The following is a 17,950-nucleotide window of genomic DNA, read 5'->3' as shown; positions in this document are numbered from 1 at the left end:
CACCGGCCGCGCAGATTGCCCGCGCGGCCGTCTGGAATTAGCCGGAGATTTGTACGCCGATCCAGAACAGCGCGGCCGCCAACGACATCGAGGCGGGCAGGGTCAGCACCCAGGCCAGCAGGATGTTGCGCACTGTGTTGCCTTGCAGGCCGGTCTTGTTGGCGATCATCGTGCCCGCCACGCCCGAGGACAGCACGTGGGTGGTGGACACCGGCAGGCTGAACACGTTGGCCAGCCCGATGGCGGCCACCGCCGTCACCTGCGCCGACATGCCCTGCGCGTACGTCATGCCTTGCTTGCCGATCTTTTCGCCCACCGTCAGCACCACGCGGCGCCAGCCGACCATGGTGCCGGCGCCCAGCGCCAGGGCCACCGCCACGATGACCCAGAAGGGCGCGTATTCCGTGGTGGCCGTCAGGTCGGACCGCAGGCGTTGCAGGTCGGCGCGTTCGCGGGCGGGCAGCCCTTCGATGCTCGATACCTTCTTGGCCGTGTCATCCAGGCAGAGCAGGTAGCGGCGCACGTCGATACGCTTTTCGGGCGACAGGTCGGCGTAGTTGCTGACCCCGGCCAGGTCGGTTTGCAGCGCGGCAATGGTCGGCACGGTCAGTTTGGGGTCGCAGCGGAAGGTGGGCGGCAATTCCGTGGTGACGTCCGGGCGATTTAGCGCCAGGAAGTCGCCCAGCATCGCTTCGTTGCGGTGGTAGAACACGTTCAGGTGGTTGGCCGCGTCGCGCGTGCGTTCAATCTGATAGGTGGTGCTGGTGGTATCCAGCACGAAGTTGGCGGGCACGATACCGATCAGCACCAGCATGATCAGGCCAATGCCCTTCTGGCCGTCGTTGGACCCGTGCACGAAGCTCACGCCCATGGCCGACAACACCAGCACCAGGCGGTTCCAGAACGGCGGATGCTTTTTGTTGTCGATGGCGCGGCGCTGCTCGGGCGTCTTGTGCATTTTCGACAGCGGCAGCCAGCGCTTGAGCAGCAGCAGCAGGCCGCCCGCCACCAGGAAGCCGGCGATGGGCGAGGCCACCAGCGACATGCCGATGTCGATCGCCTTGCCCCAGTTCACGCCATCGGCCAGCGGCAGGTCGGTGATCAGGGCATTGGCCAGGCCCACGCCCAGGATCGAGCCGATCAGCGTGTGCGAGCTGGAGGCGGGGATGCCGAAGTACCAGGTGCCCAGGTTCCAGGCGATGGCGGCGGCCAGCATGGCGAACACCATGGCCAGGCCGCGGCCGGTGTCCACGTTGATCAGCAGCTCCACCGGCAGCAGGTGGACGATGGCATAGGCCACGCCCACGCCGCCCAGCAGCACGCCCAGGAAGTTGAAGATGCCGGACAACACCACCGCAAGATGCGGCGGCATGGCCTTGGTATAGATCACCGTGGCCACGGCGTTGGCCGTGTCGTGGAAACCATTGATGAATTCGAAGGCCAGGACGAATGTCAGGGCCAGCACAAGGCTGAGGCCGACCCAGAGGTCTAGGCCATGGAAGAGGTCGAACATGGAGGCGGGTGGCGAGGTTCCGGCGTGAGGAGCCGATTATTGCAGATTTGTGACCGGGCCCTGGTTGCGTCGAAAAACCAAATCCCGCCCCGCCGACGGGCGCGACCGTCAGAATTTCGAGTATTGGAACTCGATCTCCATGGGTTTACCCAGGTTGGCGGCGGTGTCCGCCTGGATCAGCAACACGGCCAGCACGCCCAGATACAGCAGGCACAGCCAAAGCGTTCTTTTCATGAGGGCGTCAATCCAGTGGGGGGCGGCAAAACCCGTCTTCGCGGGCCGGGGCTGGCGTCATGGGCGGAATACCTCGGCAATCTTCCGGTTCACGCGCAACCAGCCCAGTTCACCCAGATGCTGCACGTCACGCAGCATGCCCACTTCGTATGGCGCGTCATACAGGTCCAGGCAGGTCATTGCATAGCGCTGGCACAGCGTGGCAACTTCCTTTTGCACGGGATCAAAGCGATCCAGGTCCTTGAACACCATCGGGTGCAGCGGCTGCATCACGAAGAGCGCATTCACGCCGCGCTGGTGCAGCAGCGCCATCAAGGCGGTGAGTTCGCGCAGTTCGACGCGGCCCGTCAAGGGCTGCGGCTGATAAGCGGTCTTGCCGCCTTCCGGGATACCGCGCAGGTATTTATTGAAGAACTCGTCGCGCACCGCGTAGCGGTTGCCGGTCATCTGATCTTGTTCCGCGCGTTGGGCCTCTTGCGCCAGCGCGTCCCAATCCACCACGCGGGCGGCGGCGGCGGGGCCTTCGCGTTCGCGCTCCGGGGCCGGCGCGGCATGCGCGGGCGTCCACAGGTCGACCAGGCGTTGGCGGAATACATAGGCCTGCTCGGTCATCATGGACCAGGCCACGCCCGCGTCGCCCTTGTCGCGCAGCCAGCGGGCCAGCTCGGCGCGGCCTTCCGGCTGCTTCACCAGGCGCGGCAGTAGCGGGTTGGCGTGTTCCTTGAATTCATCGGCGCCCAGCCCGCCGTCGCCGTCGAACCAGCCCGGCGACAGCATCACCACCACGCGCGAGGCCGGCGACAAGTCATCGGCCAGCGCGGCCAGCACCAATTGCATGCCCAGGGACTGAAAGCCCGAATGGCCATAGGCCAGCACGGGCATCTGGAGTTCGTCGGCCAGATAGCGATAGGGGACGAAGCGCAAATCGTTGCTAGTCAGTTCGGACGAGCCCAGGATCACCAGCCGGTCGCCCGTGCGCAGCGCCTGGCTCAGCCGCGACAGGTTGCGCGTCTGCTCATGCAGCGTGTTGCCCAGGTTGGGTAGGTAGATGCCGGGCGCCGCGGCGGGCACGGGCTCCGTCTTCAAGGCCAGCGCATGCCAGGCAAGCCCGCCCACGGCGGTGGCGGTCGACAAGGCCAGCGCGGCGGCCAGGGCATGCTGGCGTAACGGTCGTTTGAACATGAAAGCCAAGAGGGGGAGGGGTGACGCGCCAGCCAGGAATATTTTTGTTAGCGGATGTTATCCAGCGTCCGTGACCCCAACAAGCGCGGTAAACGGGGCCACTGAGCCGATTCGCTTTTTTGCCACAGGGCCGAACGGGCCAGGCGGACCGGCCGGCCGCCATTCTCCGGGGAAAGAATGCGATAGCATCGACATCGCGGCCATCTTCTGGATTTCCATGATTGACCGCGCCGCGCGCCATGCTTGGCCGTCGGTACTGCCCCCTTTCCTCTCTGACGCCTCCGCCATGAACACCACGACCCGAATCGCCCGCCGCCATCCCGACGACCTGATCATCGGCCTGGTGTCCGTCTCTGACCGCGCTTCCAGCGGCGCCTACCAGGACCTGGGCCTGCCTGCCTTGCGCGAATGGCTGGGTTCGGCGCTGGTGTCGCCCTGGCAGGCGGTCGACCGGCTGATTCCCGACGAGCCGGCACGCATTTCCGAAACCTTGATTGAGCTTGTCGACATCTGTGGCTGCGATCTGGTGCTGACCACCGGTGGCACGGGTCCCGCCCGCCGCGACGTCACGCCCGAAGCCACCTTGGCCGTGGGCACGAAAGAGATGCCGGGTTTCGGCGAACAGATGCGCCAGATCAGCCTGCGCTTTGTGCCCACGGCCATTCTGTCGCGCCAGGTGGCGGTTATCCGTGAAACCCCTTCGCATGCGGCCCTGATCGTGAACCTGCCCGGCCAGCCGAAGTCCATCCGAGAAACCCTGGAAGGGCTGAAGGGAGACGACGGGGCCGTCATCGCGCCGGGCATCTTCGCCGCCATCCCCTATTGCATTGATCTTATTGGCGGGCCTTACGCAGAGACGCGCCCCGAGATCATCGATGCGTTCCGCCCCAAATCGGCCCGCCGCGCGCCCCAGTCCTGAGTCCCTGCCGTGTGATAGCGCTGCGTGATAGGTGATAACGCTGCGTTATAGTTTTGGCCGCCCATCCACTTTTCTGCTTGAGAGTCCGCCCGTCATGAAGGTTCGCATTGCCCTGTCCCTTACCGTCCTGGCTGCCTTGTCGGCCTGCGCCAACGTCAAAGACGTGCGTGATCGCGACCCCGTGTTCTACGGTTCCACCCAGCGCACGGCCGAGGCCTACACGACCTGCGTGGCCAGCGCCTGGAAGAACATGGGCGTCAACTTTCAGCAGAAGGCGGTGCGCAATGGGTTTGAATTGATCCAGGAAGACAGCTTGGGCGTCGAAGCCGTGCTGACCACCACCACCTGGCAGGGCAAGACCGAAGCGCGCCTGTCCACGCGCATCGCTCGTCGCGACCAAAGCATCATCGAGCCGGCGAACCTGTGCCTGTAAGCAACCTGTACCCGCGCCGCGCCGTTCTGGGGCTGGGCCTGGCGGCCGCCGCCCTGGCCTTGGGCCTGCCGCGCCGCGCGGCCGCTCAGCAAGGCTTCATTTCGCGCAAGCTGAATGCTCCCGTGCCGGGTGGCGTGGCCGTCTTGTCGCTGGGCGATGCCGACGTTGCGCCCGAAGTCACGTACCAGGACCGGCGCGTGATGGTCCTGCGCGAAGAGGGCAAGCAATGGATCGCCATGGTGGGGATTCCGCTGAGCGTGAAGCCGGGCGAGCAGTACGCCGTGGTGCGCGACGCCAACGGTGAACGCAAGCTGTCGTTCAAGGTGGGCGCCAAGGACTACGTGGCGCAGCACATCACCCTGAAGAATCGGCGTCAGGTGGATCCCAACCCGGACGACATGAAGCGCATCGAGCGCGAGCTGGCCGAGCAGGTCGCTGCCTATCGGACGTATCGCGCCGGGGTCACGCCCAGCAATGTGCTGCTGGACCGCCCGGTCAACGGCGGACGCCTGTCCAGCCCGTTCGGACTGCGCCGGTTCTTCAACGGCCAGGAACGCAATCCGCATTCGGGGCTGGACTTCGCCGTGCCCTCGGGCACGCCGATCAAGGCGCCGGCGGCGGGCGTGGTGGTGCTGGTGGGGGATTATTTCTTCAACGGCAAGACCGTGTTCATCGACCATGGCCAAGGCTTCATCAGCATGTTCTGCCACATGTCAGCGGTTGACGTGAAGGTGGGCGACGAGGTGCCGCGAGGTGGGGTGGTGGGCAAGGTGGGCGCCACGGGGCGCGCGACCGGTCCACATCTGCACTGGAATATCAGCCTGAATGATGCGCGGGTGGATCCCGCCATTTTCATCGGGGCCTTCAAGCCCTGATTCCGCTGATTCAATGCCGGGCCGGCGTGCCCGGCGCACGCATCAGGCCGTGGCCGTCTGCTGCGCGATCTTGTTCAACACGTACTGGTGCATGCGCTCGGCATAATCCATCTGCTGGCGCACATGGTGCTGCGCGGCCTCTTGCTCGTCCAGGCAGTTGTCGTACTTGATCTTGGCTTCGGCGTAGGTCAGGCCGGTATTGCGCAGGCTGTTGATGAACGCCTCGCGCGACTGGTGCAGCAGGCGCAGCCCTTCCTCCCCTTTCGCGAATTTTCTTCGCGCCAGGGAAAGCTGGTCAGCAGCGGCTTGCAACTCTTCTTTGAAATCCATCTTGCTTCATGCGTTTCCCGTCAGACATTGCGCCTGATCGGGTTGCCATTTTTTCACGAACGGACGTTCCACGCATTACGGCATGTCGCGCCGGGGCCTTAAGGGCGGTGGGCCCTGGGGCAGGCGACGAAAAACCAGGGGGAGCCGGCCAACAGGCCGGCCCTGAGGCCCTGGCTTAACGGCGGTATTGCTGGGGACGATGGGGCGCGGGAGCGCGCTCGTCCTTGTGGCGGAAATTGATGCGGCCCTTGGTCAGGTCATAGGGCGACATTTCCAGGGTGACACGGTCACCCGCCAGGATGCGGATGCGGTGCTTGCGGATACGGCCGGAGGCGTAAGCGCCGACTTCGATGCCGTTGTCCAGTTTGACGCGGTAGCGGCTATCGGGCAGCACTTCGTCAACAATGCCATCCAATTCGATGAGTTCTTCTTTAGCCATTCTCTACTCCTTGATCAATACGCGCAGCCAGGCCGGCGGCATGACGCGCCGCACGAAGCGGCATGCGCGTTGGACACAGATAACCAGGTCCAGCGGTTGAACGTAAAACGTTCGGGCAAGCGCGGGTAAAGGCCACGGCATCCGAAGCGGATGTCTGAAATGACGGATACTCGCGCAGCGTGGGCAATGTGCGCGCGGGGCGCGGCTTGGTCGCGACGCCATGCAAATGCATGGTTCCGGAAGAAGCGGGTTGGAGCGTTTGCTGCAATGCCTTGCGGCGCAATGTGTTGCGGCGCGTGGGGCAGGGGTGAGGTCGCTCGGTGGGTTGATCCGTGAGGTTCCCCGGTGATGTCCACCCGGGCCATCCCGTGGGGGTAATCCAGTGGCTTATCTCAACCAAACCGGGAGCAGCCTGGGTATCTTGGGGGGTTGCCCGAAGGAGTACAGGTTGGCACGCAGAGTGACCGAAGCCCGGTTTTTGCGGAAAAATCACGGACTGATGTTACTGCAAAGCGCGCCGCTTAGCCAGTATTTATCCGCGCAAGCGGCGTGATAGTTGCTGCTGAACGACTCCGCGTTCGGGGGCGCGGCCCCGAGACCCCCGCATTGCGCGGGCTCGGGCGAGGGGGCTTCAGGGTGCGGGCTTATGTAACGGTTTGCTGGCGGGATTCGATTTCGGCGGGAAAGTCGTCGGGGTACTGGGGCAAATCATCCGTGATGTCGAACCACGGCGCCTTGCTGGCCACATGGCAGTGGGCGGCGGGCTTGACGCCGGGGTCGTCGTCCAGCGCGCCCAGCGGCAGGCCGTAGGCGTCGGGCGCCTGGTCGAAGCGGCTTAGCAAGGGCGTGCCGCAGGCTTCGCAGAAGCCCCGGTAGTTGCCCGGCGACGAGGCATACCACGTGACGTGGTTTTCGCCCTTGGTCCATTTGAAATCAACCGCTTGCACCGAGGCGCGGCTTCGAAAAGCCGCGCCGTGCGACTTGCGGCACATGACGCAGTGGCAGTTCAGGGCGTCGGTGAGGGGGCCGTCGATCTCGTAAGCCACGCGGCCGCACAGGCAGGAACCTTTGATCATGATGAGCGCCAGGCATTGGGATAACACCTCGAATATACCCGCGCCGCCCGTCGCCCGTCGCCCGCCGCCAGCGGCCCCAAGCCGTCTGCCTGGGCGTTTATGACGGTGATCTTTCAGTTGCTTGCTGGCCCCGTTTTTTATCCCTGGCGATTGGGTTGGCGGGTCATCGCGCTGTCATGCCGCGAAAACAGAATGCCGCAATGACCACATCCAAGGGGGATCAAGCGATGACAACCGCCATCGAAGTACATGCCTTGAGCAAAACGTTCCAGGCCGGGTCCAAGGCACTGGACAACGTCAGCCTGCAAGTGGCCGACGGCGAAATGGTGGCGCTGCTGGGCGCGTCGGGTTCGGGCAAGTCCACACTGCTGCGCCATCTGGCGGGTTTTGTCGCCGGTGATGCAGGCAATTCGGGCGCGGGCAGCGTCACGGTCAATGGCCAGCTTATCCAGCGCAACGGCCGCCTTAGCCGTGACGTGCGCGCGGCGCGTGCCGGCATCGGCTTCGTGTTCCAGCAATTCAACCTGGTGGGCCGCCTGCCGGTCATCACCAACGTCTTGACCGGCATGTTGCCGCGCGTGCCGCTGTGGCGCAGCCTGACGCGCTGGTTCCTGCGCGACGAAGTGCGCCAGGGCCTGGAAGCGCTTGCCCAAGTTGGTATAGACGACTATGCATTTCAGCGCGCCTCGACGCTGTCCGGCGGCCAGCAGCAGCGCGCCGCCATCGCCCGCACGCTGGTGCAGAACGCGCGCGTGATCCTGGCCGACGAACCCATCGCGTCCTTGGACCCCGAGTCGTCGCGCCGCGTGATGGACACGCTGGCCCAGATCAACCGCAGCCGCAAGGTGGCGGTGGTGGTGTCGCTGCACCAGGTGGACGTGGCCTTGCGCTACTGCCCGCGCGTGGTGGCGCTGCGCCACGGCAAGGTCGTGTATGACGGCCGCGCCACCGACCTGACCCCCGAAATGCTGCGCGACCTGTATGGCTCGGAACTGAGCGAACTGCTGCCCGAGTACACGCAGCAGGCCCCGGCCATGCCGGCCCTGGCGCCGCTATCCACCTTGGCGCAAGCCGCCTGATCCCTTTTTTATTCCGCTCTTCGCGACCTCTCTGCCCCTTCCTACCCGGAGCCACCCATGCTACGCAGAACCTTCGTTACCCTGATCGCCGCCGCGGCCCTGTCCACGCAAGCCCACGCGGAAGAGGCCAAGCCCTTGAACTTCGGCATCATCTCGACCGAGTCGTCGACCAACCTGAAGTCCGTCTGGCAGCCCGTCATTGACGACCTGAGCCGCGCCATCGGCGTGCCGGTCAAGCCCTTCTTCGCCTCGGACTACGCCGGCATCATCGAAGGCATGCGCTTCAACAAGGTGCAGTTGGGCTGGTTCGGCAACAAGTCGGCCATCGAAGCCGTGGACCGCGCCAAGGGCGAAGTGTTCGCCTCGGTCATCGACAAGGACGGCAACCCCGGCTATTGGTCGCTCTTGATCGTCAACAAGGACAGCAACCTGAAGACGCTGGATGACGTGTTGAAGAGCCCTGGCAAGCTGAGCTACGGCGCGGGCGATCCCAACTCCACGTCCGGCACCGCCGTGCCCGGCTACTACCTGTGGGCCGCCAACAAGATCGAACCCAAGACCTTCTTCAAGACCATGCGTTCCAGCAACCATGAAACCAACTTGCTGTCGGTCATCAACAAGCAGGTGGATGTGGCCGTCAACAACACCGAAGCGCTGGAGCGCTACCGCCTGAACACGGGCAAGGACGCCAACGACAGCGTGCGCGTGCTGTGGAAGTCGCCGTTGATTCCGGCCGACCCGCTGGTCATGCGTTCCGACCTGCCCGCCGACCTGAAGGGCCGCATCCGCGACTTCTTCGTCAATTACGGCAAGGGCAAGGACGCGCAGCGTGAAATGGCCAACCTGAAGGCGCTGACCTATCAGGGCTTCCGCGCGTCCGACAACCAGCAGCTGGTGCCCATCCGTCAGATCGAGCTTGCCCGCGAAAAGGCCAAGGTCGAATCCGACACCACGCTGGGCCAGGCTGAAAAGCAGCAGCAACTGGCTGACCTGGACAAGAAGCTGGCCGGCCTGGGCCAGCCTGCCACCGCCAAGCAATAAGCACGGCGAATGGCCGACGCATCGCCCGATGATGCGTCGGCCCTGCCTTTTTTGAACGCCTTCAAGCGGACCGCCCCTTCCATGAACCTTGCCACTCATTCCCCCCGCCTGCCCACCGCGCCGCGCTCGTCGTTGCCCGTGCTGCTTGTGTGGGCCGTCGTTCTCGCGCTGCTGGTCATGTCATGGCAGGGCGCGGACATGCGGCCCATGGATCTGTTGCGCGACTCGGGCAACATGGCCCAGTTTGCCGCCGACTTCTTTCCGCCGAACTTCCGTGACTGGCGCATGTACCTGGACGAGATGATCGTCACCGTGCAGATCGCGGTGTGGGGCACGTTCCTGGCCATTGTGGTGGCTGTGCCGCTGGGGCTGCTGTGCTCGTCGAACATGGTGCCGGCCTGGGTCTACCAGCCGATGCGGCGCCTGATGGATGCGTGCCGCGCCATCAACGAAATGGTGTTCGCGATGCTGTTCATCGTGGCCGTGGGACTGGGCCCGTTCGCCGGCGTGCTGGCGCTGTGGGTGCACACGACCGGGGTGCTGGCCAAGCTGTTTTCGGAAGCCGTTGAAGCCATCGACCCGCGCCCTGTCGAAGGCGTGCGCGCCACCGGCGCCAATGCGCTGGAAGAAATCGTCTACGGCGTCATTCCGCAAGTGCTGCCGCTGTGGATTTCGTATTCGCTGTACCGCTTTGAATCCAACGTGCGGTCGGCGTCGGTGGTGGGCATCGTGGGTGCCGGCGGTATCGGCACCGTGCTGTGGGAAATCATCCGCAGCTTCCGCTACGCCGAAACCTGCGCGGTGATGATCATCATCGTGGCCTTCGTGGTGGCCATCGACATGCTGTCCTCGCGGATCCGGCGGGCGTTGATCTAGTGTGATCTAGCTGGCCTGCTGTGCGGATGACAGCGCCAACAGCGCCGGCAACGCCAGCAAGCCCGCCAGGCGGGCGTTGTCGACGTCGGCGTCCGACACCTTGGGGCGCGGCATCAGGAAATTCACCGTGCCCAGGCACACGTCGTTGTACACGACGGGCACGTTGATCACCGATTGCAGGCCCAGCTTGCGAATGGCGTCGTGGTCGTTGAAGAATTCGCGGATGGCGGCTTCCCCTTCGCCCACGAACACGCGCTGTTCCAGCAACACGTGGCGGCCCCAGGGCGTGTCGCGCTTGTCCTTGCTGCCGCCCGGTGGATAGGCTTGCGGGTTGGAGCTGTACAGGCGCACCACGCGCATGGCGTCGGCGTCAAAGCGGTTGACGGTGCACAGCGTGTGTTCCAGCGAGGCGTGGGCGTAGGCGTCGATGGCCTGCAAGGCCGCCGCCGAGTCGGCGGCGGCATAGGCCAGGGCGATGGCTTGCACGCCGGCCAGCGCCGGCGTTACGGAAGTCGGCTTGCCGTTCATTCAGCGGTAATTCCCAGTTCCTTGATCAGCTTGCCGTACTTGTCGGCATCGCGCGCCAGAATCTGGCCGAACTGCTCCGGCGTGGTTTCCGTCAACAGCACGCCCATGTCGCCCATCTTCTTGATGACTTCGGGACGCTTCAAGATCAGGTTGATCTCGCGGTTCAGGCGGGCGGTAAGTTCAGGCGGCATGCCGGCGGGGCCGAAGGCGCCGTACCAGACCGACAATTCATAGCCCGGCAGCGTTTCGCCCACCGTGGGCACCTCGGGCAAGAGCGGCGAACGCTTCTCTTCGGTGACGCCCAGCAGCGTCAGCTTGCCGGTGCGCACGTGCGGCAGGGTCTGCGTGCCGGCGCTGAACAGCACCTGCGTGCGGCCGGCCACCGTGTCCAGCACGGCGGGCGCGCCACCACGGTAGGGGATGTGCATCATCTTCACGCCCGCGGCTTTTTCAAACAGCGCGGCGCTCAGGTGGTTGGTCGAACCTTGTCCCGCCGAGGCATAGGCCACGGTGTCGGGGCGCTCTTTCACGTAGGCGATGAATTCCTTCACGTTCTTGGCGGGCACCGAGGGGTGTACCACCATCGTGTTCGTCACCAAGGCCAGTTCAGCGATGGGCGTGAAGTCCTTGACGCCATCGAAGGGCATATTGGAATACAGCGCCTGGTTCATCGTGTGCGTGCTCATCGAGCCCACCAGCAGCGTGTAGCCATCGGGCTTGGCGCGCGCCACGAAGGTGGTGCCGATGTTGCCGGATGCGCCCGAGCGGTTTTCCACGATGACCGGCTGGCCGAGCGATTGGGTCAGCCCTTCAGACAGCACGCGCGCCAGGATGTCGGTGGACCCGCCGGCGGCCCACGGCACGATCAGCGTGATGGGTTTTTCAGGCCAGGCGGCCTGGGACAAGGCGGGCGTGGCCAGGGCCAGGCCCAGCGCGCACACGCGCAGCAATCGTTGGAAATTCAGCTTCATGGTGTTTACCCCTGTGAAAGTGCCGGTCTGGACGCCGGCTGGATGGAAATGTTGATGTGGGTCTGTCGATAAAATTCAGCGCCCCACCGCGTAGCCCTGCATGCCGCGCGGATTGGCGCCCGCGCGCAGCAGCAGGCCGCCGCCCGCGATAGGTTCGCGCGTGCAGGCGCTGATGCGGCCTTCGGACCAGGCCGGTCCGACCTTGACGTCATGGCCGGCGGCGCGCAGCGCGTCGAGGGTGGCCTCGGACAAGCGTGATTCCACCGTCAGCCGGTTCAGCGTTTGCGTGCGTGGCCAGAACGAGCCCGGGAAATGATCGATGTGCCACGACGGCGCGTCGATGGCTTCTTGCAGATTCATGCCCATGGCGTGCCGCAGGAAGAACGCCACGGTCCATTGGTCCTGCTGGTCGCCGCCCGGCGTGCCGAACGCCATATAGGGTTGCCCGTCGCGCAACACCAGGCCGGGCGACAGCGTGGTGCAAGGGCGCTTGCCGGCTTGCAGTTGGCCGGGCACGCCGTCGTCCAGCCAGGTCATTTGCAGGCGGGTCGTCAGCGGAAAGCCCAGGCCGGGCACGACGGGGCTGGACGACAGCCAGCCGCCCGAGGGCGTGGCCGCCACCATGTTGCCGTCGCGGTCGATGACGTCGATCTGGCAGGTGTCGCCCACGAAGATTTCGCGCGCGGCCCACTCGGCCACGGGCGGCAAGGCGGCGAACGTGGGCTCGCCCACGCCAAAGCGCGTGTCGGAAGCAGCCAGCGTGCGGTCGGCGGCGGCCAAGTCGGGCAGGCGGGGGGCCAACCCGTCGGGGCTGCCGGGCCGGAGCACGGTGGACGCCGTGGCTTTGATGAGGGCAGCGCGCTCGCGCGCATAGCCGTCGCTGAGCAGCGCGGCCAAGGGCACGGGCGTGAAGTCGGGGTCGCCATACCAGGCGGCGCGGTCCGCGAACGCCAGCTTGGCCGCTTCGGCAATGCGGTGCACGAATTCGGGCGATGTGGGGTCCAGGCCTTCCATGCCCAGATGCCGCAGCATCGCCAATTGCTGCAAATGCACCGGCCCTTGCGACCATACGCCGCACTTGGCCACGGTATAGCGGCCGTACTGCGTGGTGACGGGCTCATCGTAGGTGGCGCGCCAGTCGGCCATGTCGGCCTTGCGCAGCAGTCCGCGATTGCGCTGGCCGGTGGTGTCGCGCACTTCGGCTTCGGTGTAATAGGTGTCGATGGCGTCGGCGACAAAGCCGCGATACCAGCAGTCCATGGCCGCATCGATGCGGCCGATCCGATCACTGCTGGCGGCATGCGCTTCATTCAGGATGCGCGTATACGTGTCGGCGATGGCGGGCGTGCGAAACAGCGAATCGGGCGCGGGCACGCGGTCATCGGGCATCCAGACGTCGCGCGACGTGGTCCATTCATCCCGAAACAGCGCCTGCACGGCCAGCACCGCCTGCGACACGCGCGGCACCAGCGGGAAACCGTGGCGGGCGTAGTCGATGGCGGGGCGCAGCACGTCGGCCAGTTCCCACGTGCCGTAGTCGCGCAGCAGCGTCAGCCAGGCGCCGAACGCGCCGGGAACCGTGGCGGGCAACAGGCCGATGCCGGGCACCATTTCCACGCCCAGTGCGCGAAATGCGGCGGGCGTGGCCAGCGCGGGCGCCGGGCCTTGGCCGCACAGCGCGCGCATGCGTTGTTCGTTTTCGCTCCAGAACAGAATGGGCACTTCGCCGCCCGGGCCGTTCAGGTGCGGCTCCACGATCTGTAGCGTGAAGCCCCCGGCCACGGCCGCGTCATAGGCGTTGCCGCCGCGTTCCAGCACCCCCATGGCCACCTGCGATGCCAGCCAATGCGTGGACGACACGACACCGAAGGTGCCGCGTATTTCAGGACGGGTGGTGAAAGAGGCGCTCATGGTGGCGGGGCGGCTGTGGGTAAGGGACGAGAAGAAGTATAGGGTTGTGAAATAACTGGAATCATCTTTGTTGGCATAATTCAATAACTGTTTGGTTATAGAGAAAACCATGAGCTGGGATGCTGCCCGTCTGTCCAACCGCCTGAAACACCGCCACCTGGTCTTGCTGACCAACATCGCCAAGCACGGTTCGCTGACGCGCGTGGCGGCGGCCACCGGCATCAGCCAGCCCGCCGTGACCAAGGCGCTGGCCGAGCTTGAGGATATTTTCGGCGGGCCCTTGTTCCTGCGCAGCGGGCGCGGGCTGCTGCCCACGGCGCTGGGCAATCTGGCCCTGGTCCGCGCGCGGCACATGCAGAGCGACCTGGACCTGTGGGCGCGCGAAGTCGAAGCCCTGCACGCGGGCCATTCGGCGCATCTGAACGTGGGCGTGGTGCCCTATGTGTCCAGCGCGTTGCTGACCACGGCCATCAGCCGCTTGCACCAGCGTTTTGGCGTCACGCTGACGCTGCACCGCGCCACCACGGACCACTTGGTGCCCATGCTGCGCCGCCATGAGCTGGACTGCATCATCAGCCGCGCCACGTCCACGGTGGCGCTGGACGACCTGATCCACCGCGTGCTGTACCGCCAGAGGCCGCGCTTGATTGCGCATAGCCGCCTGGCCCAACGCCTGGCGCGGCGCCGGCCCGATTGGGCGGCGGTGGCCGCCATGGACTGGGTGCTGCCGGCCGCCAACACACCCACGCGGCAATTGATTGTTGAACACTTCATCCGCGCGGGTCTGCGTCCGCCGTCGCCGGTGCTGGAGGCCTATTCCACGGATGTCATCGAAGGCATGCTGACCATGAACGAGGCGCTGATTTCAGTGGTGCCGGAAGACATCGCGCGCGAGCTTTGCCAGCGCGGCAAGCTGGGCATGCTGCCCTGGGATTTCGGGTGGGAGCTGCCGCCCATCAACCTGATCCGCCGCAAGCGCGAACAGGTGCTGGCGGCGGAAGAACGCTTTTCGGAAATCCTGCTGGCGCTGTGTGTTGACGCGGGGCTGCCCGAGGGCGCGGGCTTCGGGGCGCCTGCGGCGGCTTGAACCCTGGATAGCGCTTTTGGCTAGGCTAGCCGCGCCAGCCCCGTCATCCCGCCAACGCCCGGCGCGCAATGCCCAGCAAGGCCGCCGCCGCGACGTCATGCGCGGCATCGTTGCTGATCCGCGTGTAGGCGCAGTGCGGCGGAATCGCAAAGGCCTGTGCCGCGCGCGCCAGCCGCTCCTGAATCTGGGCCGCGCTTTCGCGGCCCCGGCCCGCTAGCCGTTGCGCAAGCACGGATGGGTCCACGGTGACTTCCACGGCGGTCAATGCCGGGTAGCGCTGGTGCGCCGCCTCCAGGTGCTCGCGCGAACCGTTCACGATCACCGCCGCGCCGCAGGCCAGCCAGGTATCGATCTCGATGCCGATGCCGTATTGCAAGCCATGGCTGGCCCAACGCAGGGCGAAGCAACCCAGCGCCGCGCGCCGCGCAAACTCTTCCGGCGTCAAGGCCAGCGCGTCTTCCGTGCCGCCGCTATCGCGGGTGATGTAGCGGTGCGCCACCAACACGGGTTCTTCTGCATGCAGATGCGCGCGCAGCCAGCGCAGCAAAGTGTCCTTGCCGCTGCCCGATGCACCCATCAGGTAGATCAGGCGCGCACCGTCGGCGGGCGGCAAGGGTGGGGCGGGCGTGGTCATGGCGCGGCGGGGCCTTGCAGGGCAGGCGCGCCGACGGCGTCGGACTGCGTGCCGTCGAAATGGTAGTGGCGCGCCGCCACAAAATCGGCCCCGGGTTCAGGCTGCACGAAGAGGCTGACGCTGGACACGGGCATCGCCTGGTTGCGCAGCGGGTCGGCAAAGGCGGCGATGCTGCGTTGCGCCTGCTCCAGCGCATCGCCCTCAAGCTTGCCGGTCAGCGTGATGTGAAAGGTGTAGGTGTCGAAGACATACGGGTAGCCCCAACGCGCCAGCATCGCCTGTTGTTCGGGCGTCAATGCATGGGGTTGGCGCCGCGCGATTTCCTCGGGCGTGGGCGGGGCGCGAAAGGCGTCCAGCGTTTGCACGGCGGCATCCGCCAACGCCTGGATGCGGGCCTGGCCTTGGATGTCCGCGTCCGCAATGCGCCAGGCCAAAAAGCCGCGCAGCGTTTCGCATTCCAGCGTCAGGTTGAAAGGGCTGATGCCGTCGACCAGCGTTCGCACCGCCGCGTCCAGCGCTTGCGGCGTGGCGCCGGAGGCCAGGCGGAAAGGCGGCTTCAGGGTGGCGTGCAGGCCGTAATGGCGTGGCGCGTCGGTCCAGCCGCGCGCGGCGTCGGGCTGACCAGGCAAGGGCGGCAGCAGTTCGCCCGTGTCCGCGCAGCGGCCCAGCCAGCGGCTGCCGCATTCGCGCCACGGTCCACTGGGCGACAGGTACAAGGCGTAGCGGTGGGCAAGCGGCATGATCAAGCCGCCATGCGTTGGCTGTGGCCGTCGCCGAACACGCGCGTGGCGTAGCGCAGCTCGCCGCCCACAATGGCCGCCACCACGCGCGGCAAGCCCGGCACGTTGTCGTCCACCACGATGGCGTCGGCGATCAGGCCCGGCGCCAGCGCGCCACGGTCTTTCAAGCCGGCGGCACGCGCGGGGTTCATCGACACCAGGTTCCAGGCCTGCGCCAGCGGCAGCACGCCGTCTTGCACCAGGCGCATCACGGCCGCCAGCGGCGCCGGGTAGTAGTAGTCGGACGTCAGGATGTCGCACAGGCCAGCCTGCACCATCTCGGTGGCGCTGGGCGCGCCGGTATGGCTGCCGCCGCGCACCACGTTGGGCGCGCCGAAGACCACGGAGTTGCCCAGTTCGCGCGCCACGCAGGCGGCGTCGCGGGTCAGCGGAAACTCGGCCACGCCGCAGCCCAGTTGATGGTAGTAGCGGCGCGTGGCGGCGTCGGGGTCATCATGCGAGGCGACCTTCAAGCCGGCCGCTTGCGCGCACAGCGTCAGTTCGCGCATGGCGTCGGCCACGGAATCCGCCGCCGACATGGCGGCGCGGATGCGTTGCTGGAAGGTGTCCAGATCGCATTCCGCGCGGTTGGCGTACTGCATCAGCTTGCGGTCGTCGCCCAGGCGGCGGGCCATGCCGGGCAAGTGGTCGTTCAGCGCCAGAAAGCGCACACGGCCGTCGCGGATCCACTGCTGGGCAAGCTCTACGCCGCCCACATGGTGCGTTTCAAAGCGCAGATGCACATAGTGCCGCGCGCCCATCATCGGCTGCATGCGCTCCAGCGCATCGAACATGCGTTCGGCATAGGCCTCGCCGCGCAGCCCGCCTTCCCAGGACAAGGTCACCCCATGGAATTCGGTGGTGATGCCATTGGCGAGCAATTGGCGGTCTACGTCGAACAAGGCGCTGTCATACGGGAAGGTGACACTGGGGCGCGGCATGATGGCGCGTTCGAAGGCGTCGCCGTGCAGGTCCACGATGCCGGGCAGCACCAGCAGTTGGCCGGCGTCGAACCAGGGCGCGCCACGCGCGGGCGAGCCGCCGCCGTCGTCGATGAGTCCGCCCTGAAAGCGCAGGCTGGCTTGTTCGACGCCACGCGGCGTCAGGATGCGTTGGCCTGTAACACCGGCCAAGGGCGAAGGGGCGTGTGAGTTCATGGTGTGACGTTATCGATTTTGCATGACAACCAGATGTCTAGATGAGTTAAATCGCTTTTCGGCCCGGGGAAGGGCCGTACCGCTTAACTGTCGTCCGCCACCATCAGTTGCACCAGATCGCCCACAAAGCGGGTGATGCTGTATTGCAACGGGGCGCCATCCTGATCCACGTTCAAGGCCTCGATCTGCAAAATGGGCCGGGTCTTGGGCTGGCCCAGCAACCGCGCGACTTCCGGCGTGGGCAGCGCGGCGGTAATGCGCGACCATTTGCGCGTGTAGTCGCCAATGCCGTAGTGCGCGTACACCTTGGACACCGAGCGCAACGCGGTCAGGCGGTCGGCAAAATCCGGAAACCGCTTTTCGTCAAGAAAGTGCTCAGAGGCGCTGATGGGGCGGTTTTCCGCCTTGCCCACGATTTGCACGCGCAATAGCGGGGCCGTGCGGGTCAGCCCCAGGTGCTTGGCGATATCGGCCGCGCGCAAGGTTTGGCTGCCCAGGACTTCCTGGTGGCCCAGCATGCCCTGGCTGCGCAGGTTTTCGGAAAAGCGCGTGCGCTTGCCGATGGCGTAGTCAATGGCGTGCTCTTGCACGAATGTGCCACGGCCTTGTTCGATGCGGACCAGCCCACTTTGCTCCAGCTCGCCCATGGCGCGCCGGATGGTGTGGCGGTTGACCGAAAACTTGGCGGCCAGCTCGGGTTCGGAGGGCAACTGCTCGCCCGCCAGATAGAGCTTGTTGCGGATATCGTCCGCCAGGGACTCACCAATTTGCCGCCAGACGGCGATGCCGGAACCTCTTTCAACCATGGGGTCTGCTCGTGCTGTCATATCAGCTTCATGAAGAATGGCTGTGATTGTGCCCGATGCGGGCCGCGCCGGATAGGCGC

At 65.7% G+C, this 17,950-nt stretch carries 20 protein-coding genes; 7 read left to right on the top strand and 13 right to left on the bottom strand.

What is annotated here, in order from left to right; translation table 11 throughout:
• Positions 1–37: 37 nt before the first annotated feature.
• The 3 genes from M2361_RS12870 to M2361_RS12860 form a co-directional block, all read right to left on the bottom strand.
• On the bottom strand, positions 38–1,513 hold the full coding sequence (locus M2361_RS12870) for an inorganic phosphate transporter (protein WP_100854849.1): 1,476 nt from the start codon (positions 1,511–1,513) through the stop codon (positions 38–40).
• A 108-nt stretch (positions 1,514–1,621) separates the two neighbouring features.
• Positions 1,622–1,747 carry a hypothetical protein gene (locus M2361_RS12865; RefSeq protein WP_255696068.1) on the bottom strand — a complete coding sequence of 42 codons (126 nt, stop codon included), beginning with the start codon at positions 1,745–1,747 and terminating at the stop codon, positions 1,622–1,624.
• 57 nt (positions 1,748–1,804) lie between these two features.
• Positions 1,805–2,929: a D-alanyl-lipoteichoic acid biosynthesis protein DltD gene (locus M2361_RS12860; protein WP_259249485.1), complete on the bottom strand. Its 1,125-nt coding sequence runs from the start codon at positions 2,927–2,929 to the stop codon at positions 1,805–1,807.
• A gap of 286 nt (positions 2,930–3,215) precedes the next feature.
• Between M2361_RS12860 and mog the strand changes: the two genes are divergently transcribed.
• From mog to M2361_RS12845, 3 genes are all read left to right on the top strand, one after another.
• Positions 3,216–3,848 carry a molybdopterin adenylyltransferase gene (mog, locus tag M2361_RS12855; protein WP_259251473.1) on the top strand — a complete coding sequence of 211 codons (633 nt, stop codon included), beginning with the start codon at positions 3,216–3,218 and terminating at the stop codon, positions 3,846–3,848.
• Between the two features lie 94 nt (positions 3,849–3,942).
• The gene (locus M2361_RS12850; RefSeq protein ID WP_259249483.1) at positions 3,943–4,281 is read left to right on the top strand and encodes a hypothetical protein; all 339 of its coding nucleotides are present in this window, start codon (positions 3,943–3,945) and stop codon (positions 4,279–4,281) included.
• 5 nt (positions 4,282–4,286) lie between these two features.
• Entirely contained in the window at positions 4,287–5,156 is an 870-nt protein-coding gene (locus tag M2361_RS12845) for a peptidoglycan DD-metalloendopeptidase family protein (protein ID WP_404976409.1), read from the top strand.
• 42 nt (positions 5,157–5,198) lie between these two features.
• Here M2361_RS12845 and M2361_RS12840 read toward each other — a convergent pair whose 3' ends face one another.
• From M2361_RS12840 to M2361_RS12830, 3 genes are all read right to left on the bottom strand, one after another.
• Positions 5,199–5,486: a hypothetical protein gene (locus M2361_RS12840; protein ID WP_100854852.1), complete on the bottom strand. Its 288-nt coding sequence runs from the start codon at positions 5,484–5,486 to the stop codon at positions 5,199–5,201.
• 175 nt (positions 5,487–5,661) lie between these two features.
• Complete coding sequence (gene infA, locus M2361_RS12835) at positions 5,662–5,925, bottom strand: translation initiation factor IF-1 (RefSeq protein WP_006221179.1); 264 nt, start codon at positions 5,923–5,925, stop codon at positions 5,662–5,664.
• Positions 5,926–6,569: 644 nt separating this feature from the next.
• Positions 6,570–7,001, bottom strand: a complete 432-nt coding sequence (locus M2361_RS12830; RefSeq protein ID WP_259249469.1) for a GFA family protein — start codon at positions 6,999–7,001, stop codon at positions 6,570–6,572.
• A 227-nt stretch (positions 7,002–7,228) separates the two neighbouring features.
• Between M2361_RS12830 and phnC the strand changes: the two genes are divergently transcribed.
• From phnC to phnE, 3 genes are all read left to right on the top strand, one after another.
• Positions 7,229–8,080, top strand: coding sequence for a phosphonate ABC transporter ATP-binding protein (gene phnC / locus M2361_RS12825; protein ID WP_100857644.1), 852 nt, complete (start codon positions 7,229–7,231; stop codon positions 8,078–8,080).
• A 57-nt stretch (positions 8,081–8,137) separates the two neighbouring features.
• Positions 8,138–9,121 (top strand): phosphonate ABC transporter substrate-binding protein, encoded by a 984-nt coding sequence (phnD, locus tag M2361_RS12820; protein ID WP_259249465.1) that lies wholly within the window; start codon positions 8,138–8,140, stop codon positions 9,119–9,121.
• A gap of 81 nt (positions 9,122–9,202) precedes the next feature.
• A complete protein-coding gene (phnE, locus tag M2361_RS12815; RefSeq protein WP_100854856.1) occupies positions 9,203–9,997 on the top strand; it encodes a phosphonate ABC transporter, permease protein PhnE in 795 nt (264 codons plus the stop codon).
• 6 nt (positions 9,998–10,003) lie between these two features.
• Here phnE and M2361_RS12810 read toward each other — a convergent pair whose 3' ends face one another.
• The 3 genes from M2361_RS12810 to M2361_RS12800 form a co-directional block, all read right to left on the bottom strand.
• Positions 10,004–10,525 carry a GAF domain-containing protein gene (locus M2361_RS12810; protein ID WP_259249460.1) on the bottom strand — a complete coding sequence of 174 codons (522 nt, stop codon included), beginning with the start codon at positions 10,523–10,525 and terminating at the stop codon, positions 10,004–10,006.
• The gene (locus M2361_RS12805; RefSeq protein WP_259249459.1) at positions 10,522–11,496 is read right to left on the bottom strand and encodes a tripartite tricarboxylate transporter substrate binding protein; all 975 of its coding nucleotides are present in this window, start codon (positions 11,494–11,496) and stop codon (positions 10,522–10,524) included. The genes M2361_RS12810 and M2361_RS12805 overlap by 4 nt, the downstream gene beginning before the upstream one ends.
• 75 nt (positions 11,497–11,571) lie before the next feature.
• A complete protein-coding gene (locus M2361_RS12800) occupies positions 11,572–13,407 on the bottom strand; it encodes a gamma-glutamyltransferase family protein (protein ID WP_259249457.1) in 1,836 nt (611 codons plus the stop codon).
• Positions 13,408–13,516: 109 nt separating this feature from the next.
• Between M2361_RS12800 and M2361_RS12795 the strand changes: the two genes are divergently transcribed.
• Positions 13,517–14,494 carry a LysR family transcriptional regulator gene (locus tag M2361_RS12795; protein ID WP_259249456.1) on the top strand — a complete coding sequence of 326 codons (978 nt, stop codon included), beginning with the start codon at positions 13,517–13,519 and terminating at the stop codon, positions 14,492–14,494.
• 43 nt (positions 14,495–14,537) lie between these two features.
• Here M2361_RS12795 and phnN read toward each other — a convergent pair whose 3' ends face one another.
• The 4 genes from phnN to phnF all read right to left on the bottom strand — a co-directional run bounded on the left by phnN (position 14,538) and on the right by phnF (position 17,870).
• Positions 14,538–15,128, bottom strand: a complete 591-nt coding sequence (gene phnN / locus M2361_RS12790; protein WP_259249454.1) for a phosphonate metabolism protein/1,5-bisphosphokinase (PRPP-forming) PhnN — start codon at positions 15,126–15,128, stop codon at positions 14,538–14,540.
• The gene (locus M2361_RS12785; RefSeq protein WP_259249452.1) at positions 15,125–15,868 is read right to left on the bottom strand and encodes a DUF1045 domain-containing protein; all 744 of its coding nucleotides are present in this window, start codon (positions 15,866–15,868) and stop codon (positions 15,125–15,127) included. The genes phnN and M2361_RS12785 overlap by 4 nt, the downstream gene beginning before the upstream one ends.
• A gap of 2 nt (positions 15,869–15,870) precedes the next feature.
• Entirely contained in the window at positions 15,871–17,064 is a 1,194-nt protein-coding gene (locus M2361_RS12780; RefSeq protein ID WP_259249451.1) for an alpha-D-ribose 1-methylphosphonate 5-triphosphate diphosphatase, read from the bottom strand.
• Between the two features lie 83 nt (positions 17,065–17,147).
• Positions 17,148–17,870 (bottom strand): phosphonate metabolism transcriptional regulator PhnF, encoded by a 723-nt coding sequence (phnF, locus tag M2361_RS12775; RefSeq protein WP_259249449.1) that lies wholly within the window; start codon positions 17,868–17,870, stop codon positions 17,148–17,150.
• Between the last annotated feature and the right edge of the window lie 80 nt (positions 17,871–17,950).

Source organism: Achromobacter sp. JUb104 (assembly GCF_024806975.1).
In the GTDB taxonomy this organism is placed as follows: Bacteria; Pseudomonadota; Gammaproteobacteria; order Burkholderiales; family Burkholderiaceae_B; genus Achromobacter; species Achromobacter spanius.
This window is presented reverse-complemented; position numbering and strand designations above follow the sequence as displayed.